The sequence below is a fragment of the Staphylococcus sp. LKG4-2 genome (assembly GCF_050955665.1).
Taxonomy (GTDB): domain Bacteria; phylum Bacillota; class Bacilli; order Staphylococcales; family Staphylococcaceae; genus Staphylococcus; species Staphylococcus saprophyticus.
In genome coordinates this window covers 2522655-2547038 of sequence record NZ_CP194532.1, presented here as the reverse complement: position 1 = coordinate 2547038, position 24384 = coordinate 2522655, and the positions used below count along the sequence as shown (strand labels likewise).

Here is a 24384-nt window from a genome sequence, read left to right as displayed (position 1 = left end):
AAAAAGAGTTGAAAAACTCCCATAACATGCGTGATTTATGGTAATGTAGATAAGATAGAGATTATTAACCATTATTAAATCATATCAATAAAAAAGTGGAAAAAACGCATATGAATCGTACACTATCCATATAATTCATTAATATGAAATGCATATAAAAACAGTACAGAAGCATACGTCTACTTTATTGAAAACAATATTAAATTTAGATATATTTATGATGTAAGAAACGAGGAGGAACATTGATGGCGAAAGAAACATTTTATATCACTACACCAATATATTATCCAAGTGGGAATTTACATATCGGTCATGCTTATACGACAACAGCTGGTGATGTAATCGCACGTTATAAAAGAATGCAAGGCTATGATGTTCGTTATTTAACGGGAACGGATGAACATGGACAAAAAATTCAAGAAAAAGCACAAAAAGCTGGGAAATCAGAAATCGAGTACCTTGATGAAATGATTGCTGGTATTAAAGATTTATGGGGAAAACTAGAGATTTCAAACGACGATTTTATACGTACAACAGAAATTAGACATAAAGAAGTTGTACAACAAATATTTGAACGTTTATTGGCTCAGGGAGATATTTATCTTGGTGAATATGAAGGTTGGTATTCTGTTCCGGATGAAACGTATTATACTGAAACACAATTAGTCGATCCAATTATGGAAAACGGAGTGATTGTTGGAGGTAAGAGTCCTGATTCTGGTCATGAAGTAGAATTAGTAAAAGAGGAAAGTTATTTCTTCAATTTATCTAAATATACAGACCGTTTATTAGAATTTTATGATGAAAATCCTGAATTTATTCAACCGCCTTCACGTAAAAATGAAATGATTAATAATTTCATTAAACCAGGACTTGAAGATTTGGCAGTATCAAGAACATCATTTGATTGGGGTATTCGTGTTCAATCAAATCCTAAGCATGTTGTTTATGTTTGGATAGATGCGCTTGTAAATTATATTTCTTCATTAGGTTATCTATCAGATGATGACAGTCTATTCAAGAAATATTGGCCTGCAGACATTCATATTATGGCTAAGGAAATTGTACGATTCCACTCTATTATATGGCCGATTTTATTAATGGCACTAGACATTCCATTACCTAAAAAAGTTTTCGCACATGGTTGGATACTTATGAAAGATGGGAAAATGAGTAAATCTAAAGGTAATGTTGTAGATCCTAACGTATTGATTAATCGTTACGGTTTGGACGCAACACGTTACTACTTAATGCGTGAATTACCATTTGGCTCTGACGGTGTATTTACACCAGAAGGATTTGTAGAACGTACAAATTATGACTTAGCAAATGACTTGGGTAACTTAGTTAATCGAACAATTTCAATGGTGAACAAATATTTTGATGGTGAACTACCAGCATATCAAGGTCCTAAACACGAATTAGATAAAGATATGGAACAAATGGCACTAGATACCGTCAAAACTTTCCATGAAAATATGGATGACTTACAATTCTCAGTAGCACTTTCAACTATATGGAAATTCATTAGTCGTACTAATAAATATATCGATGAAACGTCACCATGGGTTTTAGCTAAAGATGAGGATCAAAAAGAAATGCTTGGTAACGTAATGGCACACTTAGTAGAAAATATTCGTATTATTGCGGTATTATTAAGACCATTCCTTACACATGCACCAAAACAAATCTTCAGCCAATTAAATATTAATGCACCAGAACTTTTTGAATTAGAAAGTATTGAACAGTATGGCGCATTAACTGAACCGATTATGGTGAGTGGTAAACCCGAACCAATCTTCCCACGTTTGGATAGCGAGGTTGAAATTAGCTATATCAAGGAATCAATGCAACCAGACAAGATTGAAGAAGAAGTTGAGGAAGAGTTGCCTAGCAAAGCGCAAATTGATATCAAAGATTTTGATAAAGTAGAAATCAAGGCTGCAACAATTATTGACGCCGAGCAAGTGAAAAAATCTGATAAGTTATTAAAAATTCAAGTTGATTTGGATAGTGAACAACGTCAAATCGTTTCAGGTATTGCAAAATTCTATCAACCTGAAGATATTATTGGCAAAAAGGTAGCAGTTGTCACTAATTTAAAACCAGCTAAATTAATGGGTAGAAAATCAGAAGGTATGATACTTTCTGCTGAAAAAGATGGTGTACTTACACTTGTAAGCTTGCCTAGTGCAATTCCAAATGGTGCAATAATTAAATAATCACAAATTGAGGGAGCGGAATTAATATGCTAATCGATACACATGTTCATTTAAATGCAGATCAATATGATGAAGATTTAGAGGAAGTCATTGAACGCGCAAGAGAGAATGGCGTGGATCGTATGTTTGTTGTTGGTTTTGATACGCCGACAGTAGAACGTACGATGGAGCTCATTGACCAATATGAATTTATCTATGGCATTATTGGTTGGCACCCTGTAGATGCGATTGATTGTACTGAAGAGCGTTTAGAATGGATTGAAAAACTTGCAGCACACCCTAAAGTGATTGGCATTGGTGAAACCGGATTAGACTATCATTGGGATAAGTCGCCCAAAGATGTTCAACAAGCATTGTTTAGAAAGCAAATTGCATTAGCAAAACGCGTAAATTTACCAATTATCATTCATAATAGAGAAGCGACACAAGATTGTGTAAATATTCTTAAAGAAGAACACGCTGAAGAGATTGGTGGCATTATGCACAGCTTTAGCGCGTCACCTGAAATTGCTGACGATGTTATCAATAAATTGAATTTTTACGTATCATTAGGTGGTCCTGTTACATTTAAAAATGCAAAACAACCAAAAGAAGTTGCAAAGCATGTGCCTTTTGATAGACTGTTAGTTGAAACGGATGCACCATTCCTATCGCCACATCCCTATAGAGGCAAAAGAAACGAACCTGTCCGCGTAACATTAGTTGCGGAACAAATTGCTGAATTACGTGGTGTGAGTTACGAAGAAGTGTGTAAACAAACAACTGAAAACGCAGAACGATTGTTTAAATTAAAAGCATAATCATATTTCAAAAAGGTATCGGTCTGAGATAGAGCTTAGTTGATATAAGGCATACTAAGTGGTAATCACAATTAAAACCGATACCTTTTTTATTTTTATCTAAAATGAATTAAAGTAACGAAAGGTGAAGCAATAAATGAAAATAAATGAATTTATTGTAGTTGAAGGTAGAGATGACACTGAACGCGTAAAAAGAGCTGTTCAATGTGATACGATTGAAACAAATGGTAGCGCCATTAACGAATCAACGTTAAAGGTAATTGCACAAGCCTATGAAACAAGAGGTGTTATCGTATTAACTGACCCTGATTTCCCGGGTGATAAAATCCGCAACACGATACAAAAACAGATTCCCGGTGTGAAACATGCATATATTGATAAAGAAAAAGCTAAAAATAAACGTGGAAAAATTGGCGTAGAGCATGCACAATTAAGTGATATTAAAGAAGCTTTAATGAATGTGAGTACACCTTTTGAAGAAGGTCATGAATCAATAAGTAAAGATGTTTTAATCGATTTAGGATTAATCGTTGGTAAGGACGCACGTCATAAAAGAGAAAAGTTAGGTCGCAAACTGCATATAGGCCATTCTAATGGTAAACAGTTAATCAATAAGTTGAATGCATTTGGCTATACAGAAGAAGATGTTAGGTCTGCTTTAAGTGATGAAGAAGGAAGTGAATCGTAAATGGATTATAAAGATATTGCCACACCAACACGTACGAAAGCTTTACTTAATCAATATGGCTTTAATTTTAAAAAAAGTCTCGGTCAAAACTTTTTAATTGATGTGAATATTATTCATAATATTATTGACGCAAGTGATATTGATGAACAGACAGGTATAATAGAAGTGGGTCCTGGTATGGGGTCATTGACAGAACAATTAGCAAAAAGTGCTAAAAAGGTTATGGCATTTGAAATAGACCAACGTTTAATACCTGTATTAAAAGATACGATGGGACCTTACGATAATGTAACCGTGATCAACGAAGATATACTTAAAGCAGATATCGCACATTATATAACAGAACACCTGACTGATTGTGAAAAGATTATGGTTGTCGCAAACTTACCGTATTATATTACGACGCCAATATTATTAAATTTAATGCAGCAGAAATTACCAATTGATGGCTATGTAGTCATGATGCAAAAAGAAGTTGGAGAACGACTTAATGCACAAGTTGGTACAAAAGCCTATGGCTCACTCTCAATCGTTGCACAATATTATACAGAAACAAGTAAAGTATTAACGGTGCCTAAATCAGTTTTTCTTCCGCCACCTAATGTAGATTCCATTGTTGTAAAATTGATGAAACGTCCAACACCTATCGTTGATATTGACGACGAAAATAAATTTTTCAAAATGACAAAAGCGGCATTTAGTCAAAGACGTAAAACAATCAATAATAATTACCAAAGCTTATTTGTAAACGGTAAAGTGAATAAAGAAAAAATATTGGAATGGTTAGAAGCGGCTGGCATCGATCCTCGAAGACGTGGAGAGACACTTTCAATAAAAGAATTTGCAAATTTATACAATGAATTGCAAAATTTCACAGAATTAGAATTTTAAATTATTGACAAGCGCGTCCGACATTGCTAAAATTGATATTTTATTTGACAAAAACCTCCATTTTGTGTTATTATACAACTTGTAGCGAGGTGGAGCAATATGCCAAAATCTATTGGAGACATCAAAAATTCACTTGATTGTCAATTAGGAAACAGAATTGTACTTAAAGCGAACGGTGGACGTAAAAAAACAATTGAACGTAGTGGTGTGTTAAAAGAAACTTACCCTTCTGTTTTTATTGTGGAACTAGATCAAGATATTTATAATTTTGAACGTGTGTCTTATACATACACTGACGTTTTAACTGAAAACGTACAAGTTTCTTTTGAAGATGATAATCATCAAGAAGCAATTGCACACTAAATAAAAGTAATTAAAGTCATGTTTGATTGTCAGAATCTTACTTTCACAATAGACTTTAATATTCGAACGATTGATATAAAAAGGTATGTTGGTGTATAGCGCCGACATACCTTTTTTTTGATTTTTATACATATAAAAGAAAATTATTTTATCTAGTAAACACGTTATTGTAAAATAGTGAATTAAGAAATGATTTGATTTTTCGACATAGTTGAAAGTTTATTTTTTAATTTTTATTTATTTGTATTTTGGCGCAATATATTAACTTTTGAAAAAACCGACAACACAATGATAACAATATGTTAAAATCATTTTATTACCATATCGAAATTGAAAGAGGGTGGGAATATGATTTATGAAACTGCGCCAGCTAAAATTAACTTAACGTTGGACACACTCTTTAAACGAGATGATGGTTTTCATGAAGTTGAAATGATAATGACAACGATAGATTTAAACGATCGCTTATCATTTGAACTGCGTAAAGACAAAAAAATAGTTGTTGACGTAGAACAGACTTATGTTCCCTCCGATAATAAAAATTTGGCATATAAAGCTGCAGAACTAATGAAAAAGACCTATAATTTACAACAAGGTCTGACCATTACGATTGATAAAAACATACCCGTGTCAGCAGGGTTAGCAGGTGGATCGACAGATGCTGCAGCTACGATGAGAGGCATGAATCGTTTATATAAGTTAAATAGACCGTTAGAGGAACTATGTGCATTAGGAATACAAATTGGAACGGATATTCCTTTTTGTATATTAGGTAAGACTGCTTTGTGTAAGGGCAAGGGCGAAATAATCGAATATTTGGATAAACCGCCTTCTGCTTGGGTTGTGGTTGCTAAACCTGATTTAGGTATATCGTCACCAGATATATTTAAGAAATTAGATTTAACACAACCGCATACAGTGCATACTGAAGCATGTGAAAATGCTTTAATTTCTGGAGATTATGAACAATTATGTAAAAGTCTTTCAAATCGCTTGGAACCTGTTTCGGGAAAGATGCATGATGAAATATTAAAAATAAAAGCCAATATGTTAGAAAATGGTGCGGATGGTGCTGTTATGAGTGGTAGTGGCCCGACAGTTTATGCGTTAGCTAGGAAAGAGAGACAAGCAAGACACATATATAACGCGGTTAATGGTTGCTGCAATGAAGTACATATTGTAAGATTGTTAGGCTGAAAAAGAAGGGATGAAATGAATGCGCTATAAAAGAAGTGAACGTATTGTGTATATGACACAATACTTAATGAATAATCCAAACAAATTAATACCACTAACATATTTTGTACAAAAGTTTAAACAAGCTAAATCTTCAATTAGTGAAGATGTACAAATTATTAAAACAACTTTTCAAAAAGAAAAGCTTGGCACGGTTATTACTACGGCAGGTGCTAGCGGTGGTGTGACCTATAAACCAGAAATGAGTAAAGCGGAAGCGACGGAAGTGATTGATGATGTTATTGCTCAACTTCAGGAGAAAGATCGTTTATTACCAGGTGGATATTTATTCTTATCCGATTTAATGGGGAATCCTACTTTACTTAATCGTGTTGGTAAATTAATTGCAACACTGTATATGGATGAAGAGATAGATGCCATTGTAACGATTGCAACTAAGGGGATCTCATTAGCCAATGCAGTAGCGAATGTATTGAACTTGCCAGTAGTTGTTATTAGAAAAGATAATAAGGTTACTGAGGGATCAACAGTTTCTATTAACTATGTCTCAGGCTCATCTAGAAAAATTGAAACGATGGTGCTTTCTAAGAGAACATTACCAGAAAATTCTAACGTGCTCGTGGTTGACGATTTTATGCGTGCTGGAGGTTCAATCAATGGTGTTATGAATTTGATGAATGAGTTTAAAGCTCATGTTAAAGGGGTATCTGTACTAGTAGAATCAAAAGAAGTTAAGCAAAGATTAATTGAAGATTATACATCCTTAGTTAAACTATCTGATGTAGATGAATACAATCAGGAGTTTAAGGTGGAACAAGGCAATAGTTTAACTAAATTTTCTTAAAAGGAGCGATTTCGACATCATGAAAGTTATTAATACTGAAAAGGCACCTGAAGCATTAGGGCCATATTCGCATGCAACAGAAATTAATGGACTTGTGTTCACATCAGGACAAATTCCTCTAAATTTAGAAGGACAAATTGTTAGCGATGATGTAAAAGAGCAAACGAAACAAGTCTTAGAAAATTTAAAAGTTGTGTTAGACCAAGCTGGATCAGATTTAGATTCAGTAATTAAAGCTACTATTTTCATTGCTGATATGAATGAATTTCAAAATATAAATGAAATTTATGGCAAATACTTTAGTAATCATCAACCAGCGAGAAGTTGTGTTGAAGTGGCAAGATTGCCGAAAGATGTTAAAGTTGAAATAGAGTTAATTGCAAAAGTGAAATAAGGATTTATAATTTTTAATAAAATTGTTAAGCTTCTAACAAAGAGATACTAGGGGGGCTCACTACATGAAAGTGACAGATGTAAGACTTAGAAAGATACAAACAGATGGAAGAATGAAAGCGCTTGTTTCAATTACATTAGACGAGTCATTTGTTGTACATGACTTACGCGTAATTGAAGGCAACACAGGTCTATTCGTCGCAATGCCGAGTAAACGTACACCAGATGGTGAATTCCGAGACATTGCTCATCCAATTAACTCAGAAATGAGACAAGAAATACAGGATGCAGTAATGAAAGTATATGAAGAGACTGATGAAGTCATCCCTGACAGAAATGCGCAATCATCAGACGATTCTGAAGAAGCTTAAATAAAATACGTTCAGCTATTTGAGGGAAAATAGTTGTTATATACACGACCGAATAGGGCGGAAAATTTATTTTCAAAATGATTTTTTTGCTCTATTTTAGTAGATGTGACTATTTAAATGGATAACTTAGCTAAAGTGATGCATAAGTGTGACTGATTTTTTATGTGAATATGCAGTACTTTATGGAAAAGTTATTTTATAATTTCGATATAGTCATTTAACGTCTAATTGATATAAACCAGACCGAAACATATATGTTCGGTCTGGTTTTTTGCATATTTATCGCTTTAAAAATAAAAAGTGTTGATTTTAAAAAGGTGACAGAAATGATTTGTTTTAGGGAATGGAAAATAAATGGGAATAAAATGAATATTGGTTAATTTTAAATAATATAAAAATAAGAAATACAAGTGTGATTATGTTGATATTTTCGTAAATAAAAAATTATATTATATTAGAGATATTATAGATTTCGCATAAAATTTGAAGCGTTTCCATAGCTATTCAATGATGACAAATAGGGTTATGCAATTTTTTAATATTAGTAATAAAAATATTTTTATTATATAACATTGGTGCTTTGAGCCTTGAAAGTGTGACTAGCGTTAAATTATAATAGGTAAGAAGTGTATATTTTAATGGAGGGTTAACATACATGCAAAGACATGCAATAGTACTTGCAGCAGGCAAAGGTACACGTATGAAATCAAAGAAATACAAAGTACTTCATGATGTAGCAGGTAAAACGATGATCGAACATGTTGCAGATAATGTGAAGCAATCTGGAATAGATCAGCTTGTTACCATTGTTGGACACGGTGCAGATAGTGTCAAAGAGACACTTGGAGACACATCGCTTTATAGTTTTCAAGAAGAACAATTAGGTACAGCACATGCTGTTAAAATGGCAAGTGAGCATTTAAGTGAAAGTCAAGGGACGACGTTAGTGGTTTGTGGAGACACGCCATTGATTACGACAGCAACATTGAAATCATTGGTTGAACATCACGAGAACAATCAAGCACATGCAACAGTTTTATCAGCGACATCAGAAAATCCATTCGGTTATGGACGTATTTTACGTGACTCAGAAGGACGTTTGGTGAGTATTGTTGAGCAAAAAGATGCAACAGATGCAGAGCAACAAATTAATGAAATTAGTTCAGGTATTTTTGCGTTTGATAATCAAGTCCTATTCGAAAAACTAGAATTAGTCAAAAATGACAACGCACAGAGCGAATATTACTTGCCTGATGTACTTTCTTTAATTTTAGAAGATCATGGTATTGTTGAAGTTTTCCATACGAATGATTTTGAGGAAATCATGGGCGTGAATGATAGAGTAATGCTTAGCGAAGCTGAAAAAGCTTTTAGAAAACGCATTAACGAACAGCATATGAAGAACGGTGTAACAATTATTGACCCTGCGACGACTTATATCGGAGCTGATGTTAGAATTGGTGAAGATACAGTAGTTGAGCCTGGTGTGAAACTCTCTGGCAATAGCGTGATTGGTGAAGATACTGTTATTGGACAATATACGGAAATTACGAATAGTAAAATAGGTTCAAATGTCACAATTAAACAATCTGTCATTAATGAAGCGATAGTGGATGATTATGCTACGATTGGTCCGTTTGCACAACTTCGTCCAGGTGCAGATTTAGGTAAAAAAGTAAAAGTTGGTAACTTTGTTGAAGTTAAAAAATCAGTGGTGAAAGCAGGAGCCAAATTACCTCACTTAAGTTATATTGGTGATGCTGAAATAGGTGAAAGAACGAATGTTGGATGTGGTTCTATCACAGTTAACTATGATGGGATTAATAAATTTAAGACGGTCATTGGTGATGATTCCTTTATCGGATGTAATACGAATCTCGTTGCACCAATTACTTTAGGTAATCGTTCATTTATAGCCGCAGGATCAACAATCACTGATAATGTACCAGAAGACAGTTTAGCGTTAGCGAGAGCTAGACAAACGACTAAAGAAGGTTATTTGAAAAAATAAACACAAATGTTTAGACAAGCTTACTTAAACTGTTAAAATCAATATAGTTAAAGATAATCATAACAATTATTTATGTTGCTGAGCGATATAAGTTTTGCCTTGTCTACAAACCAAAACGAATTGAAAGAATTAATTGGAGGACTATAAATGTTAAACAATGAGTATAAGAATTCTGCTTTGAAAATATTTTCTTTGAAGGGTAATGAACCGTTAGCCCAGGAAGTGGCAGATCATGTTGGAATTGAATTAGGGAAATGTTCTGTAAAACGTTTCAGTGATGGAGAAATTCAAATCAATATTGAAGAAAGTATTCGTGGTTGTGATGTTTTTATTATTCAACCAACATCAAATCCAGTAAATTTACATTTAATGGAATTGTTAATCATGATAGATGCTTGTAGACGTGCTTCAGCAGCGAACATTAATATCGTTGTTCCATATTATGGCTATGCACGCCAAGACAGAAAAGCACGCAGTCGTGAACCAATCACAGCAAAACTTGTTGCAAACTTAATTGAAACTGCTGGCGCAGACCGCATGATTGCATTGGATTTACATGCACCTCAAATACAAGGTTTCTTCGATATGCCAATTGACCATTTAATGGGTGTACCGATTTTAGCGCAATACTTTAAAAATGAGACAGATATCGACCCTGAAGAGTGTGTTGTTGTATCACCAGACCACGGTGGGGTGACAAGAGCTCGTAAACTTGCAGATATACTTAAAACACCAATCGCGATTATAGATAAACGTCGTCCGAAACCAAATGTTGCAGAAGTGATGAATATTGTTGGTGAAATTGAAGGTCGAACAGCAATTATTATTGACGATATTATAGATACGGCTGGTACGATTACTTTGGCTGCCCAAGCGTTAAAAGACAAAGGTGCGAAAGATGTTTATGCTTGTTGTACGCATCCCGTACTATCAGGTCCTGCAAAAGAACGTATTGAAAACTCAGCGATTAAAGAACTTGTAGTTACAAACTCCATTCAATTAGATGAAAAACGTAAACCAGAGAATACTAAAGAATTATCAGTAGCAGGGTTATTGGCTCAAGCAATTATACGTGTATATGAACGCGAATCAGTTAGTGTGCTATTTGACTAATAGCCTTTAACAATGTATAATGATTTCGTTCGTGAAATATCACGATAAATAAACATTTGCAAGCAACAGATTGTTGATGGGCAAATGAGGAGCTCTTAGATAGAGCATTTATGAAAGGTGGAAACTGAATATGGCTTCATTAAAGTCAATTATTCGTCAAGGTAAACAAACGCGTTCAGACCTTAAAACACTAAGAAACACTGGTAAAGTACCAGCAATCGTTTATGGTTACGGTACAAAAAATACTTCAGTTAAAGTAGACGAAGTAGAATTTATCAAAGTTATCCGTGAAGTTGGACGTAACGGTGTAATCGAATTAGGCGTAGGTTCTAAAACAATCAAAGTAATGGTTTCAGACTACCAATTCGACCCACTTAAAAACCAAATCACTCATATTGACTTCTTAGCAATCAATATGACTGAAGAACGTACTGTAGAAGTACCAGTTCAATTAGTTGGTGAAGCTGTAGGAACTAAAGAGGGCGGCGTTGTTGAACAACCATTATTCAACCTTGAAGTTACAGCTACTCCAGATAACATCCCTGAATCAATCGAAGTTGATATCAGTGAATTAGAAATAAATGATAGTCTTTCTGTTGAAGATATCAAAGTTTCTGGTGATTTCACTATTGAAAACGAAGCTAGTGATTCAATCGTAACAGTAGTTCCTCCAACTGAAGAACCTACTGAAGAAGAAATCGAAGCAATGGAAGGCGAAGCAGCTACTGAAGAGCCAGAAGTTGTAGGCGAAGAAAAAGAAGATGAAAGTGGCGAAGACCAAAAAGAAGAAGAATAATCTTTCTCTTTGAGTTGATGTCATGTGTTGATGTATCAACGCAATATTATCCTATAAAAAGCACCATGCTTAATACGTTAAGCGGGTGCTTTTTTATGTTATTATAGTGAATGATACAAAATACATAACTTGTAAAGCATATAATTTATATAAATATTAGATAATGAGCATACAGAGAGTGGAGGTAACGTAATGAAATGTATTGTAGGCCTAGGCAACATAGGTAAACGCTTCGAACAAACAAGGCATAATATTGGCTTTGAAGTCATAGATTTTATGTTAGAGCAAAATAGATTTTCTTTAGATAAACAAAAATTTAAAGGTGCGTACACAATAGAGCGTTTAGCTGGAGAAAAAGTAATGTTCATAGAACCTATGACAATGATGAATTTGTCAGGTGAGGCAGTGGCACCTTTGATGAAATACTATGACATTGATATAGAGGATTTAATTGTCTTATATGATGATTTAGATTTACCTCAGGGTGAAATTAGACTCAGACAAAAAGGTAGTGCTGGTGGACACAATGGCATGAAATCCATTATTCAAATGTTAGGAACAGACCAGTTCAAACGAATTAGAATCGGCGTTGATCGACCTTCAAATGGCATGGCCATCGTAGACTATGTCTTGCAAAAATTTTCAAATCAAGAAATGGAAACGATGAATAAAGTAATAGAACATTCTGCACGAGCGATCGAAGCTTATATAGAAAGTAATCGATTTGACCGTGTAATGAATGAATATAATGGTGAGATTAAGTGAAATCAATAATTACAGAATATATAAATGAAGACAAACGATACCAAGAGTTAAACGAAGTATTTGGTAAAGAAAATGTTTTAGTAACCGGACTATCTGGTGCCGCAAAAGCAACGATTATAGCTGAAAAATATTTGAATAGTGAGCAGCAACTACTTGTTGTTACAAACAATCTTTATCAAGCAGATAAGTTAGAAAGTGACTTACTGCAATTTGTAGAAGATAGTGAAATATATAAATATCCGATGCAGGATATTATGACAGAAGAATTTTCAACACAAAGCCCTCAATTTATGAGTGAACGCGTGCGAACATTAACGGCACTTGCTCAAGAAGAGAGAGGGTTATTTATCGTACCTTTAAACGGATTGAAAAAATGGCTCACGCCGGTAGATATGTGGAAATCGCATCAATTAACGCTAAATGTAGGCGACGATATCGACATTGACGAATTTTTAAATAAGCTTGTAAATATGGGATATCGTAGAGAAAGTGTCGTGTCACATATAGGAGAATTTTCATTACGTGGTGGGATTGTAGATATCTACCCATTAATTGGTAAGCCAGTACGTATTGAATTTTTCGATACTGAAGTAGACTCTATACGTGATTTTGATGTAGAATCTCAACGTTCTGAAGGCAATATCGAACATGTTGATATCACAACTGCTAGTGACTATATCATTACCGAAGATGTGCTTAAACATACAAAGCATAAACTAAAGCAAGCATATGAAGACACACGTCCAAAAATTGAAAAGTCTGTGCGAAATGAATTAAAAGAAACTTATGAAAGTTTTCAATTATTCGAAGCAGAAATGTTTGATCATCAAGTGCTTCGTAGACTAGTAGCATTTATGTATGAACAGCCAGCAACGATTATGGATTACTTTAAAGAGGATGCCATTATTGCTGTAGATGAATATAATAGAATTAAAGAAACTGAAACAACTCTTGTAACTGAAATAGATGAATTTATGCAAAATTTAATTGAAAGTGGAAAAGGTTTTATTGATCAAAGTTTTCTACAATATGAAGGTTTTGAAAATTTATTAAAACCGTTTGCGGTTACCTACTTTACATTGTTTACAGCAACGATGCCTGTTCAATTAAATGAAATCATTAAATTTTCATGTAAACCAGTACAACAGTTTTATGGACAGTATGATATTATGCGTTCTGAATTCCAAAGATTTATTCAAAATGATTACACGATTGTTGTACTTGCAGAAACGGAAACGAAAAAAGAACGCATTCAATCTATGCTAAATGAAATGCATATACCTACCTTTATTGATACACCAAGTCGTCGAAATGAAGGTGGCAGTGCCATTATTACAGAAGGTAGTTTGTCAGAAGGTTTTGAGCTACCTTACATGCAATTAGTTGTTGTCACAGAGAGAGAATTATTTAAATCAAAACAAAAGAAAAAACCAAAACAGCATAAAACGTTAACGAACGCTGAAAAAATCAAATCTTACCAAGACTTGAAAGTTGGCGATTATGTCGTTCATGTCCATCATGGTGTTGGTAGATATTTAGGTGTTGAAACACTTGAAGTAGGTGGCGTGCATAAAGATTATATTAAATTACAATATAAAGGCACCGACCAGTTATTTGTTCCCGTTGATCAGATGGATCAAGTGCAAAAATATGTTGCGTCAGAAGACAAATCTCCTAAGTTGAATAAGCTTGGCGGAACAGAATGGAAAAAAACAAAAGCCAAAGTACAACAAAGTGTTGAAGATATGGCTGATGAATTGATAGAGCTATATAAAGCACGTGAAATGTCTGTGGGATATAAATTTGGACCTGATACAGCAGAACAAAATGATTTTGAAATTGATTTTCCATACGAACTTACACCCGACCAAAGTAAATCAATAGAAGAAATCAAACAGGATATGGAAATTGAGCGTCCTATGGATAGATTACTATGTGGTGATGTAGGTTACGGTAAGACAGAGGTTGCTGTACGTGCAGCATTTAAAGCAGTTATGGAAGGTAAACAAGTAGCATTTCTTGTGCCGACGACGATACTTGCACAACAACACTATGAAACGTTGATAGAGCGTATGCAAGACTTTCCGATAGAAGTACAACTCATAAGTAGATTTAGAACTACAAAAGAAGTTAAAGAAACGAAAGAAGGACTAAAGTCAGGATTCGTTGATATCGTTGTAGGAACACATAAATTGTTAGGTAAAGATATTCAGTATAAAGATTTAGGCTTGCTTATAGTAGATGAGGAACAACGTTTTGGTGTACGTCACAAAGAGCGTATTAAATCACTGAAGAACAATGTAGATGTACTCACATTAACAGCGACACCTATTCCACGTACATTGCATATGAGTATGCTAGGTGTGAGAGATTTATCCGTTATAGAAACACCACCAGAGAACCGCTTCCCAGTACAAACTTATGTTTTAGAGCAAAATACGAATTTTATAAAAGAGGCATTGGAACGGGAACTATCAAGAGATGGCCAAGTATTTTACCTATACAATAAAGTGCAATCTATTTACGAGAAAAGAGAACAGCTGCAAATGCTTATGCCTGACGCGAATATCGGTGTAGCACATGGTCAAATGAATGAACGTGATTTAGAGGAAACGATGCTCAGCTTTATTAACCATGAATATGACATCATTGTTACTACAACAATTATAGAAACGGGCGTCGATGTACCAAATGCTAACACGCTGATTATTGAAGACGCTGATCGTTTCGGACTCAGCCAATTGTATCAATTAAGAGGACGTGTAGGACGTTCAAGTCGTATAGGTTATGCTTATTTCTTACATCCTACCAATAAAGTGTTGTCTGAAACTGCTGAGGACCGCTTACAAGCGATAAAAGAATTCACTGAACTAGGTTCAGGTTTTAAAATTGCCATGCGAGATTTAAATATTCGTGGTGCAGGTAATTTATTAGGTAAACAACAACACGGTTTCATTGACTCTGTTGGTTTCGATTTATATTCTCAAATGTTGGAAGAAGCAGTTAATGAAAAACGTGGCGTAAAAGCAGAAAAACAAGATGCACCTGAGATTGAAATAGAACTTAATATCGATGCTTATTTACCAGCTGAATATATACCAAATGAACAATCTAAAATTGAAATCTATAAAAAATTGCGTAAAATTGAAAGTGAAACACAATTAATGGATGTTAAAGATGAATTGATCGATCGCTTCAATGACTATCCAATAGAAGTAGAAAGATTATTAGAAATGATGGAAATTAAAGTTCATGCGTTACACGCAGGTGTGACGTTAATCAAAGATGTTGGTAAGCAAGTAGAAGTCTACCTGTCAGAAAAAGGTACAACAGATATCAATGGTGAAACATTATTTAAACAGACACAGCCACTTGGTCGTACGATGAAAGTCGGAGTTCAAGAAGGCAAAATGAAAGTAACGTTAAATAAAACAGGTAACTGGTTAGACAGTCTAAAATTCCTAACGAAAAGTTTAGAAGAAAGTATGGTTATAACTGATGAAATCTAAAACGGATAAGTCATCTGCTTTTAACGGAGTAGTTGTGCTTACATTAGCACTCATCATAGTTAAAATATTAAGTGCAATCTATCGAGTACCTTATCAAAATATCTTAGGTGACGAAGGACTGTATGCGTATCAACAAGTTTATCCAATTGTTGCTTTAGGTGTTATTTTGACAATGAATGCCATACCGAGTGCTGTTACTCAAATGTTTGGAGCAGACGGTCATCCTCGCCAATATATGAAGATTTTAGTCGGATTGCAGATTGTCAGTACTAGTTTTTTTTTAGTTTTGTTAATCTGTGCAAAATGGATTGCTGCCTTAATGGGTGATGCTAACCTCGCACCAATGTTAAGCGCATCGAGTTTTAGTTTCTTATTTGTTAGTATATTGGGTATTTATAGAGGCTACTATCAAGCGCATCAAAATATGAATATACCTGCAATTTCCCAGGTTATAGAACAGTTTGTTCGTGTTGGCATTATCATTATCGCCATTGTTCTATTTATGACACAACAATGGTCACTGTATGCGGCTGGGACATTGGCGATTATTGGTTCAGCTTTTGGATTTTTAGCATCTAGTATATATCTTGTGTTGAAACGACCTTTCAAATTAACCGCATTTAAAGCGCAAAATATTGAACATAATAAGGTTGTTGCATGGCGACAATTGGCATTAGCCATTGTGATTTTTGCTGTAAGTCAACTTATTGTGATTGTATGGCAAGTTGTGGATAGCTTTACCGTTATCCATGCTTTGCGGAATACAGGATTGAGTTTTCAAGAATCTACAACGCAAAAAGGCATTTATGATCGTGGTGCATCTTTTATTCAAATGGGGTTAATCGTCACTACCACATTTTGTTTTGTCCTTATTCCATTGCTGACAGATGCGATTAAAGTTAAGAATCATGTACTTATCAATAGATATGCGAATGCTTCTATTAAAATTACTATGCTATTTAGCATTGCTGCGGGTATCGGTTTGATTAATTTACTACCTATCATGAACCATGTATTTTTTAAAAATGATAGCCAAACGGGAACTTTAGCAGTGTATATGCTAACCGTTATATTTGTATCTTTAATTATGATGGATATTGCATTGTTACAAGTGAAGAATCAAGTGCGACCTATATTTCAAGCGTTTATTACTGGTGTAGTGAGTAAAGCGATTTTAAATGTAGTATTGATACCGCCATTTTTCATGTTAGGTGGTAGTTTAAGCACAGTGTTATCATTAATCTTATTTGCTGCCATTTTGCATTATCACGTATTGAAACATTATCAATTCCGTAATATGAAAAAATATGTCGCAAAGTTAATTTTTACAATGCTGATATTATCCGTTGCCGTTCAACTAACAATGTGGTTACTTCCTACACAGGGACGCGTCGCAGGTATTGTTGAATTGGTCGTTGCTGCAGGTGTAGGCGTTATCGTCATCATCATTGCAATTGTTCGTACTGAGCTATTAAGTTTTAAAGAGTTAAAGCATTTACCATTGGGTGATAAACTCATCCATATGAAAAGAGGGAAACGATAATGACTGGAAAAATTATAATTGTTGGATTGGGTAATTATGGCATTGATGAATTACCCTTTGGAGTATATAAATTTTTGAAGCAGCACCCCTTCGTTTATACGCGTACGTTAGATCATCCAGTTATAGAAATATTGACTTCTGAGGGTATCGTATTTCAAAGTTTTGATGAAGTTTATGAATCAAATAGTGGGTTTAATGAGGTTTATGAAGACATTGTATCTCAACTTATGACTAAAGCACGAAATTCAGACACAGATATCGTCTATACAGTTCCGGGGCACCCTCGCGTTGCTGAGACAACCACTGTTAAGTTAGAGGCTCATGCGCAACAAGATGATATTGAAATTAAAGTCTTAGGGGGCAAAAGTTTCATTGATGATATCTTTGAAGCGGTTAAAGTTGACCCTAATGATGGCTTTACATTACTTGATGCTACTTCTTTAAGCAGCGAACAGTTGAATATTCGAACGCACACACTGATTACTCAAGTGTTTAGTTCCATGACTGCTGGAGATTTAAAAGTCACATTGATGTCGCGTTACGATGATGAACAAATTGTATTCATTATTGATGGTGCGCATGCTAGCGGTGCCAATGTCATTGAAACACCCTTATACGAATTAGATCACTATCCAGACATTTTCAGCAACTTAACCAGTGTATTTATTAAGCGTGTTGAAAATGATGCCACATATATGAGTGATTTTGACTATGCGACAGGAATTATCGACAGACTTGTAGATGATGAAATTGGATGTCCTTGGGATAAAATTCAAACACACCAAACGTTAAAACGTTATTTACTGGAAGAAACGTTTGAATTGTTTGAAGCGATAGATAATGAAGATGATTGGCATATGATTGAAGAACTTGGTGACATATTATTACAAGTGTTATTACATGCAAGTATTGGTAAAAAAGAAGGCTATTTTGATATAAATGAAGTAGTACAAAGTTTATCCGAAAAAATGATACGCAGACATCCACACATTTTTGGAGAGGCGCATGCAGAAACTGAAGAAGATTTAAAACACATTTGGGCAGACGCCAAAGCAAAAGAAGGAAAAGTCCAACGCGTGAAATTCGAAAAAGTGTTTGCAGAGCATTTCATGAAGTTGTATGATAAAACAAAAAATATGTCGCTAGATGAAGCTGCTTTAAAAGATTATTTAGAGCAAGGAGGAGATAAATCATGAGACTGGATAAATATTTAAAAGTATCAAGACTGGTAAAACGTCGTACATTAGCGAAAGAAATTAGTGACCAAGGTCGTATCACTGTAAATGGTTCGGTTGCTAAAGCTGGAACAGATGTTAAAGTAACGGACGAACTTGTCATTCGTTTTGGACAAAAAATTGTAACAATAAATGTTACAGGGTTAAGTGAACATGCAACTAAAGAAAACGCAAAAGGCATGTATGAGATTGTTAAAGAAGAAAAAGTTGGCGGAGAATAATAGAGGAGGTGGCAAGCATTGAGTAAAAAAGTTGAAAATATCGGAAATACGTTCACCTCTTCTGAAAATAAAAAGAAACAAAAGCAAAAAATGAGAAGACGTGTGATACGCAGACGTATCACTTTGTTTGGTGGGATACTGCTCGCGATTATTATTATTTTGTGTATCATGCTTGTCACTCAAAAGCAAAGTAATAATGACGATGCTGTAGAACGACAACAAAAAGAAGAAAAATATCAAAAGCAACAAGATGAGGAATTAGCATTAAAAGAACAACTTAACAACTTAAATGATAAGAGCTATATAGAAAAAGTAGCGAGAGATGATTACTATTTAAGTAATGATGGAGAAGTTATATTTAAGTTACCGAGTGATAAATCGGATGCAGGTTCAAAATCTTCTAAAGAAGATAAATAGCGAAAATTATTTTTTTGCATCATAATACCATTGTTAATTTATGCAAACAGGCATATAATAAGGTTAAAATCGAAACAAATCGGGAGGATTTATTTACAATATGTCAATCGAAGTAGGAAACAAGCTTAAAGGTAAAGTCACTGGTATTAAAAAGTTTGGCGCTTTCGTCGAACTTCCAGAAGGAAAAAGTGGCTTAGTTCACATAAGTGAAGTTGCAGATAATTACGTTGAAAACGTAGAAGATCATTTATCTGTTGGAGATGAAGTTGAAGTTAAAGTGCTATCTATTGCTGATGACGGTAAAATTAGTCTATCTATTAAAAAAGCAAAAGATCGTCCGCGTAGACCTCAAAGTAAACCTAGTCATAAACAACCACAACCCAAAGGTGAAGACTTTGAAAAGAAATTAACAAACTTCTTAAAAGATAGCGAAGATAAATTAACTTCCATCAAACGTCAAACTGAATCAAGACGCGGCGGCAAAGGCGCTAGACGCTAATAATAAATAATACAACTGTTTCATATATAACTAACTGATTTATTGAGAACAACGTACAATCAATGATTCCAATATTAAGTTTGAGCGTAACAATCTAAGACTGTTTTCTTAATTGAGGAAACAGTCTCTTTTTATTGTAATATGGGATGATTCCAAAGTGATTAGGCTAATTGTTGGAAGATTTAGAGTGAGTGGAGGTAGATGAAGCTGAACGTTAATACTGAGGGTTGGACGAAAGATAAGCACATTGTATTGGCGGTTTCTACAGGTGTTGATAGCATGGTGTTATTACATGAGTTAATCACAAGATTGAAAGATTCATACGCAAAATTAACCTGCTTACATGTAAATCACAACATCCGGCCGATAGCGAAGGAAGAAGAATATTTTCTCAAACAATTTTGTAAAGCGCATCATGTTGAGCTTTACGTTAGGCATTTAGATTTATCAGATGTTATTGAAAAAGGGAATAGTATTGAAAATGACGCAAGAGTAGCACGTTACCAATGGTTTGATGAGATGATGTATGAATTAAAGGCAGATATCTTACTGACCGCCCATCATCAAGATGATCAGATAGAAACTATTTTTTATCGAGTAATGACTGGACGTTCCACAAGAAGTAGTTTAGGTATGGCTTATCAAACTACACGCGCATCTTATCAGATATGTAAACCATTATTATCGACAACAAAAAATGAAATTCGTGATTATCAAGTTATGCATCGTGTACCTTATTATGAAGATGAAACAAATACACAAAATCATTATGTGAGAAATGACATTCGTAATCGTATTTTGCCTGAAATAAATGAAAATGCACAACTTGCTACAGATCAATTAATCAAACTAAAAGAGTGGCATGATGAACAACTTGAAGTGATAAATAACGAAGCCGTCGCATTTATAAAACAGGATATACTTAAAAGTGTTAAAACACAGAAGTATACGATAGCAAGATCACAATTTTTAAATTTAAGGCATAGTGTCAAGATGGCAGTGTTAGATAACCTGTTTGAACAACTTCAAATCACTCGCTCAATAACTGAAAAAACTTATAATGAGTGGTTTCAAAAATTAGAAGGAAATTTGACGCAATGCACATTATACACGACAGATAAATGGATAATTCATATCGCTTATGATAAATTTATAATAATGGCAAATTATGATGTGAAACATTTTCCGATTCAGATTACTCACCCTGGTATATACAACTATAGTCATTATCAAATTGACGTTAAACATGACTTTCCTGCTGGAGACTTTCCGTTAGTTATTCGTACACGAAGAGATGGAGATAAATTCGAGTTGAATGGTATGGAAGGACATAAAAAAATAAGTAGGTTGCTTATTGATCATAAAATCGTTCAATCCGAACGCAATCAATTACCAGTCATGGTTAATGCCCAAAATGAGATTATTGCTGTTGGCACATTATATTTAAAAAATAAATACGAACAATCAATTTTTATACGATATATGGGAGAGGAATGAAAACATGCGAGATGATTTAAAAGAAATATTATTATCAGAGGAAGATATTCATCAGATTTGTAAAGATTTAGGTGAAGAGATTACACGAGCTTATAATGGGAAACCACTTGTATGTATCGGCATATTAAAAGGTTCGGTCATGTTTATGGCAGACTTAATAAAATATATTGATACGCATTTAGCTATTGATTTCATGGATGTTTCAAGTTATCACGGTGGCACAGAATCTACTGGAGAAGTTCAAATTTTAAAAGATTTGAGTTCGTCAATTGAAAATAAAGATGTGTTAATTATTGAAGATATTTTAGAAACTGGAACAACATTAAAATCAATCACTGAGTTATTGGAGTCACGTCGTGTTAATTCACTTGAAATTGTAACATTACTTGATAAACCAAATCGTCGTAAAGCTGATATTGAAGCTAAGTACGTTGGTAAAAAGATTCCGGATGAATTTGTGGTTGGATACGGTTTAGATTATGCTGAACACTATCGTAACTTACCGTATATAGGGACACTTAAACCAGAAATTTATTCAAAGTAAGCAATACAATTTTATGAAACTGAAAATTATTATATAATGTAAGTCTAAGCGTAAATATATTAATCAGTATGTCTATGTGTTCGCTTTAAAAAGTATTTTTCATACATAAAACGAACGTGACTTAAATTGTAAAATATTGAATTTTGTAACTTATGTGCACTAGGGACAATTTAAATTTAAAATAGAGCATTGAAAATTGTAAACATAGTACAAAAGTTGAAATACTAGCCGTAAACTCATGTATTGTGTTACAATTTTTGTTAGTTTTATTATTGAAGTAGGAGGAAACGACGCATGCAGAAAGCCTTTCGTAATGTGCTTGTTATCGCAATTATTGGCGTTATAATATTTGGTTTATTTTCATTTTTAAATGGAAATGGTAATATGCCAAAACAACTTACATATAACCAATTTGTGAAACAGCTAGATAAAGGTGATTTAAAATCACTTGAGATACAGCCTGAACAAAATGTATATATGGTAAGCGGTAAAACCAAAGATGATAAAGAATATTCTTCAACAATTTTATATAACAACGATAAAGAATTAGAAAAAATAACTGATAAAGCACAAAACCAAGACGGATTGAAATTTACAGTTAAAGAAGAAGAAAAACAAAGTGTATTTGTAAGTATTCTAACTACACTAATTCCTGTATTAATTATTGCATTATTATTTATTTTCTTCCTAAGCCAAGCTCAAGGTGGCGGCGGCGGTGGCGGTCGTATGATGAACTTTGGTAAGTCCAAAGCTAAAATGTACGATAGCCAGAAGAAACGTGTTCGCTTCTCTGATGTAGCAGGCGCGGATGAAGAGAAACAAGAATTGATTGAAATTGTCGATTTCTTAAAAGACAATAAACAATTTAAACAAATGGGATCAAGAATTCCAAAAGGTGTTTTATTAGTAGGACCTCCAGGTACAGGTAAGACTTTACTTGCACGTGCGGTTGCTGGTGAAGCAGGCACACCATTCTTCTCAATTAGTGGTTCTGACTTCGTTGAGATGTTTGTTGGTGTCGGTGCAAGTCGTGTGCGTGATTTATTTGAAAATGCTAAGAAAAATGCACCATGTATTATTTTCATCGATGAAATTGATGCAGTGGGTCGTCAGCGTGGCGCTGGTGTTGGTGGCGGACACGATGAACGTGAACAAACGCTTAACCAATTACTAGTTGAAATGGACGGATTTGGCGAAAATGAAGGTATCATTATGATTGCCGCTACGAACCGCCCTGATATTTTAGACCCAGCATTATTACGTCCGGGTCGTTTTGATAGACAAATTCAAGTGGGTCGTCCAGATGTTAAAGGACGTGAAGCGATTTTACATGTTCACGCTAAGAACAAGCCACTTGATGAAACAGTAGACTTAAAAGCAGTTTCTCAAAGAACACCAGGCTTCTCTGGTGCAGATTTAGAAAACTTACTTAACGAAGCATCTTTAGTTGCTGTTCGTGAAGGTAAGAAAAAAATCGATATGCGTGATATAGAAGAAGCTACTGACCGTGTTATTGCAGGTCCAGCTAAAAAATCTCGTGTTATTTCAGAAAAAGAACGTAATATTGTTGCCCACCATGAAGCTGGTCATACAATTATTGGTATGGTGCTTGATGAAGCCGAAGTTGTTCATAAAGTAACGATTGTTCCACGTGGACAAGCGGGCGGTTATGCAATGATGTTACCTAAACAAGATCGCTTCTTAATGACCGAACCAGAGTTGCTAGATAAAATTTGTGGCTTACTTGGTGGACGTGTTTCAGAAGATATCAACTTTAATGAAGTTTCTACGGGTGCTTCTAATGACTTTGAACGTGCAACGCAAATTGCGCGTCAAATGGTTACAGAATACGGTATGAGTAAGAAACTTGGACCTATTCAATTCTCAAGCAGTAGCAATGGTCAAGTGTTCTTAGGTAAAGATATGCAAGGTGATCCTGAATACTCTGGACAAATTGCTTATGAAATTGATAAAGAAGTACAACGCATTATTAAAGAACAATATGAGCGTTGTAAAGACATTCTGTTAGAACATAAATCACAATTAATCTTAATTGCTGAATCATTACTAACAGAAGAAACATTAGTTGCTGAACAAATACAATCATTATTCCATGATGGTGTGTTGCCAGAAGTTGACTATGACGGAGCTAAAGTCGTAGAAGAAGACAAAAATGACTTCGAAGATGGTAAATACGGTAAATCATATGAAGATGTGCGTAAAGAACAATTAAATCGTAGTGACGATGATCAAAAAGACGATCATGAAGATGAAGAATCTGGTGACAATGAAAAAGACGGTGAAAATTCAGGGCCAACTGGCCATGAACAAGCACCTGACATTGACAGACCAGGTAATTCAAACGACCCTGGTCGTCGAAACTAAAGACTGAATTTTAAACTTTTTTCTGCTATGATACGAATAGTAGAAAAAAGTTTTTTTTATGGTTCATATAATTGCAAACA

22 protein-coding genes are annotated in these 24384 nt (G+C 34.4%); all 22 read left to right on the top strand.

Features of this window, described 5'->3' with window-relative positions; all coding sequences use genetic code 11:
• Nucleotides 1-245 precede the first annotated feature (245 nt).
• Nucleotides 246-2222: a methionine--tRNA ligase gene (metG, locus tag ACM6UH_RS12560; RefSeq protein WP_011303878.1), complete on the top strand. Its 1977-nt coding sequence runs from the start codon at nucleotides 246-248 to the stop codon at nucleotides 2220-2222.
• A 26-nt stretch (nucleotides 2223-2248) separates the two neighbouring features.
• Nucleotides 2249-3022 carry a TatD family hydrolase gene (locus tag ACM6UH_RS12555; protein ID WP_011303877.1) on the top strand — a complete coding sequence of 258 codons (774 nt, stop codon included), beginning with the start codon at nucleotides 2249-2251 and terminating at the stop codon, nucleotides 3020-3022.
• A gap of 136 nt (nucleotides 3023-3158) precedes the next feature.
• A complete protein-coding gene (gene rnmV / locus ACM6UH_RS12550; RefSeq protein WP_011303876.1) occupies nucleotides 3159-3710 on the top strand; it encodes a ribonuclease M5 in 552 nt (183 codons plus the stop codon).
• The gene (gene rsmA / locus ACM6UH_RS12545; protein WP_048787466.1) at nucleotides 3711-4601 is read left to right on the top strand and encodes a 16S rRNA (adenine(1518)-N(6)/adenine(1519)-N(6))-dimethyltransferase RsmA; all 891 of its coding nucleotides are present in this window, start codon (nucleotides 3711-3713) and stop codon (nucleotides 4599-4601) included.
• Nucleotides 4602-4700: 99 nt separating this feature from the next.
• On the top strand, nucleotides 4701-4964 hold the full coding sequence (gene veg / locus ACM6UH_RS12540; RefSeq protein WP_002484209.1) for a biofilm formation stimulator Veg: 264 nt from the start codon (nucleotides 4701-4703) through the stop codon (nucleotides 4962-4964).
• A 348-nt stretch (nucleotides 4965-5312) separates the two neighbouring features.
• Nucleotides 5313-6161, top strand: a complete 849-nt coding sequence (gene ispE / locus ACM6UH_RS12535; protein WP_011303874.1) for a 4-(cytidine 5'-diphospho)-2-C-methyl-D-erythritol kinase — start codon at nucleotides 5313-5315, stop codon at nucleotides 6159-6161.
• A 19-nt stretch (nucleotides 6162-6180) separates the two neighbouring features.
• On the top strand, nucleotides 6181-7005 hold the full coding sequence (gene purR, locus ACM6UH_RS12530) for a pur operon repressor (RefSeq protein WP_002484207.1): 825 nt from the start codon (nucleotides 6181-6183) through the stop codon (nucleotides 7003-7005).
• A gap of 19 nt (nucleotides 7006-7024) precedes the next feature.
• Nucleotides 7025-7399, top strand: coding sequence for a RidA family protein (locus tag ACM6UH_RS12525; protein ID WP_002484206.1), 375 nt, complete (start codon nucleotides 7025-7027; stop codon nucleotides 7397-7399).
• A gap of 64 nt (nucleotides 7400-7463) precedes the next feature.
• Nucleotides 7464-7769 (top strand): septation regulator SpoVG, encoded by a 306-nt coding sequence (spoVG, locus tag ACM6UH_RS12520; protein ID WP_011303873.1) that lies wholly within the window; start codon nucleotides 7464-7466, stop codon nucleotides 7767-7769.
• A gap of 655 nt (nucleotides 7770-8424) precedes the next feature.
• Nucleotides 8425-9780 carry a bifunctional UDP-N-acetylglucosamine diphosphorylase/glucosamine-1-phosphate N-acetyltransferase GlmU gene (glmU, locus tag ACM6UH_RS12515; protein WP_048787467.1) on the top strand — a complete coding sequence of 452 codons (1356 nt, stop codon included), beginning with the start codon at nucleotides 8425-8427 and terminating at the stop codon, nucleotides 9778-9780.
• Between the two features lie 147 nt (nucleotides 9781-9927).
• Nucleotides 9928-10893: a ribose-phosphate diphosphokinase gene (locus tag ACM6UH_RS12510; protein WP_011303871.1), complete on the top strand. Its 966-nt coding sequence runs from the start codon at nucleotides 9928-9930 to the stop codon at nucleotides 10891-10893.
• 130 nt (nucleotides 10894-11023) lie between these two features.
• On the top strand, nucleotides 11024-11689 hold the full coding sequence (locus ACM6UH_RS12505; RefSeq protein WP_048787469.1) for a 50S ribosomal protein L25/general stress protein Ctc: 666 nt from the start codon (nucleotides 11024-11026) through the stop codon (nucleotides 11687-11689).
• A gap of 192 nt (nucleotides 11690-11881) precedes the next feature.
• On the top strand, nucleotides 11882-12454 hold the full coding sequence (gene pth / locus ACM6UH_RS12500; protein WP_002484201.1) for an aminoacyl-tRNA hydrolase: 573 nt from the start codon (nucleotides 11882-11884) through the stop codon (nucleotides 12452-12454).
• Nucleotides 12451-15963 carry a transcription-repair coupling factor gene (gene mfd / locus ACM6UH_RS12495; protein WP_048787470.1) on the top strand — a complete coding sequence of 1171 codons (3513 nt, stop codon included), beginning with the start codon at nucleotides 12451-12453 and terminating at the stop codon, nucleotides 15961-15963. The genes pth and mfd overlap by 4 nt, the downstream gene beginning before the upstream one ends.
• Complete coding sequence (locus tag ACM6UH_RS12490; RefSeq protein WP_061050382.1) at nucleotides 15953-17506, top strand: polysaccharide biosynthesis protein; 1554 nt, start codon at nucleotides 15953-15955, stop codon at nucleotides 17504-17506. The genes mfd and ACM6UH_RS12490 overlap by 11 nt, the downstream gene beginning before the upstream one ends.
• On the top strand, nucleotides 17506-18702 hold the full coding sequence (locus ACM6UH_RS12485; protein ID WP_011303867.1) for a MazG nucleotide pyrophosphohydrolase domain-containing protein: 1197 nt from the start codon (nucleotides 17506-17508) through the stop codon (nucleotides 18700-18702). The genes ACM6UH_RS12490 and ACM6UH_RS12485 overlap by 1 nt, the downstream gene beginning before the upstream one ends.
• Nucleotides 18699-18962 (top strand): RNA-binding S4 domain-containing protein, encoded by a 264-nt coding sequence (locus ACM6UH_RS12480; protein WP_002484197.1) that lies wholly within the window; start codon nucleotides 18699-18701, stop codon nucleotides 18960-18962. The genes ACM6UH_RS12485 and ACM6UH_RS12480 overlap by 4 nt, the downstream gene beginning before the upstream one ends.
• A gap of 18 nt (nucleotides 18963-18980) precedes the next feature.
• The gene (locus tag ACM6UH_RS12475; protein WP_011303866.1) at nucleotides 18981-19379 is read left to right on the top strand and encodes an FtsB family cell division protein; all 399 of its coding nucleotides are present in this window, start codon (nucleotides 18981-18983) and stop codon (nucleotides 19377-19379) included.
• A gap of 100 nt (nucleotides 19380-19479) precedes the next feature.
• The gene (locus ACM6UH_RS12470) at nucleotides 19480-19878 is read left to right on the top strand and encodes a S1 domain-containing RNA-binding protein (RefSeq protein WP_002484195.1); all 399 of its coding nucleotides are present in this window, start codon (nucleotides 19480-19482) and stop codon (nucleotides 19876-19878) included.
• A 201-nt stretch (nucleotides 19879-20079) separates the two neighbouring features.
• Nucleotides 20080-21375, top strand: a complete 1296-nt coding sequence (gene tilS / locus ACM6UH_RS12465; protein WP_011303865.1) for a tRNA lysidine(34) synthetase TilS — start codon at nucleotides 20080-20082, stop codon at nucleotides 21373-21375.
• Nucleotides 21376-21379: 4 nt separating this feature from the next.
• On the top strand, nucleotides 21380-21919 hold the full coding sequence (hpt, locus tag ACM6UH_RS12460) for a hypoxanthine phosphoribosyltransferase (protein ID WP_011303864.1): 540 nt from the start codon (nucleotides 21380-21382) through the stop codon (nucleotides 21917-21919).
• A gap of 294 nt (nucleotides 21920-22213) precedes the next feature.
• Entirely contained in the window at nucleotides 22214-24304 is a 2091-nt protein-coding gene (gene ftsH / locus ACM6UH_RS12455; RefSeq protein ID WP_048787473.1) for an ATP-dependent zinc metalloprotease FtsH, read from the top strand.
• The last annotated feature ends 80 nt before the right edge of the window (nucleotides 24305-24384 follow it).

Bases quoted from the DNA above. Each gene is read 5' to 3' on its own strand.
- metG (WP_011303878.1), top strand. From the start codon at position 246: ATGGCGAAAGAAACATTTTATATCACTACACCAATATATTATCCAAGT.
- ACM6UH_RS12555 (WP_011303877.1), top strand. From the start codon at position 2,249: ATGCTAATCGATACACATGTTCATTTAAATGCAGATCAATATGATGAA.
- rnmV (WP_011303876.1), top strand. From the start codon at position 3,159: ATGAAAATAAATGAATTTATTGTAGTTGAAGGTAGAGATGACACTGAA.
- rsmA (WP_048787466.1), top strand. From the start codon at position 3,711: ATGGATTATAAAGATATTGCCACACCAACACGTACGAAAGCTTTACTT.
- veg (WP_002484209.1), top strand. From the start codon at position 4,701: ATGCCAAAATCTATTGGAGACATCAAAAATTCACTTGATTGTCAATTA.
- ispE (WP_011303874.1), top strand. From the start codon at position 5,313: ATGATTTATGAAACTGCGCCAGCTAAAATTAACTTAACGTTGGACACA.
- purR (WP_002484207.1), top strand. From the start codon at position 6,181: ATGCGCTATAAAAGAAGTGAACGTATTGTGTATATGACACAATACTTA.
- ACM6UH_RS12525 (WP_002484206.1), top strand. From the start codon at position 7,025: ATGAAAGTTATTAATACTGAAAAGGCACCTGAAGCATTAGGGCCATAT.
- spoVG (WP_011303873.1), top strand. From the start codon at position 7,464: ATGAAAGTGACAGATGTAAGACTTAGAAAGATACAAACAGATGGAAGA.
- glmU (WP_048787467.1), top strand. From the start codon at position 8,425: ATGCAAAGACATGCAATAGTACTTGCAGCAGGCAAAGGTACACGTATG.
- ACM6UH_RS12510 (WP_011303871.1), top strand. From the start codon at position 9,928: ATGTTAAACAATGAGTATAAGAATTCTGCTTTGAAAATATTTTCTTTG.
- ACM6UH_RS12505 (WP_048787469.1), top strand. From the start codon at position 11,024: ATGGCTTCATTAAAGTCAATTATTCGTCAAGGTAAACAAACGCGTTCA.
- pth (WP_002484201.1), top strand. From the start codon at position 11,882: ATGAAATGTATTGTAGGCCTAGGCAACATAGGTAAACGCTTCGAACAA.
- ACM6UH_RS12490 (WP_061050382.1), top strand. From the start codon at position 15,953: ATGAAATCTAAAACGGATAAGTCATCTGCTTTTAACGGAGTAGTTGTG.
- ACM6UH_RS12485 (WP_011303867.1), top strand. From the start codon at position 17,506: ATGACTGGAAAAATTATAATTGTTGGATTGGGTAATTATGGCATTGAT.
- ACM6UH_RS12480 (WP_002484197.1), top strand. From the start codon at position 18,699: ATGAGACTGGATAAATATTTAAAAGTATCAAGACTGGTAAAACGTCGT.
- ACM6UH_RS12470 (WP_002484195.1), top strand. From the start codon at position 19,480: ATGTCAATCGAAGTAGGAAACAAGCTTAAAGGTAAAGTCACTGGTATT.
- tilS (WP_011303865.1), top strand. From the start codon at position 20,080: ATGAAGCTGAACGTTAATACTGAGGGTTGGACGAAAGATAAGCACATT.
- hpt (WP_011303864.1), top strand. From the start codon at position 21,380: ATGCGAGATGATTTAAAAGAAATATTATTATCAGAGGAAGATATTCAT.
- ftsH (WP_048787473.1), top strand. From the start codon at position 22,214: ATGCAGAAAGCCTTTCGTAATGTGCTTGTTATCGCAATTATTGGCGTT.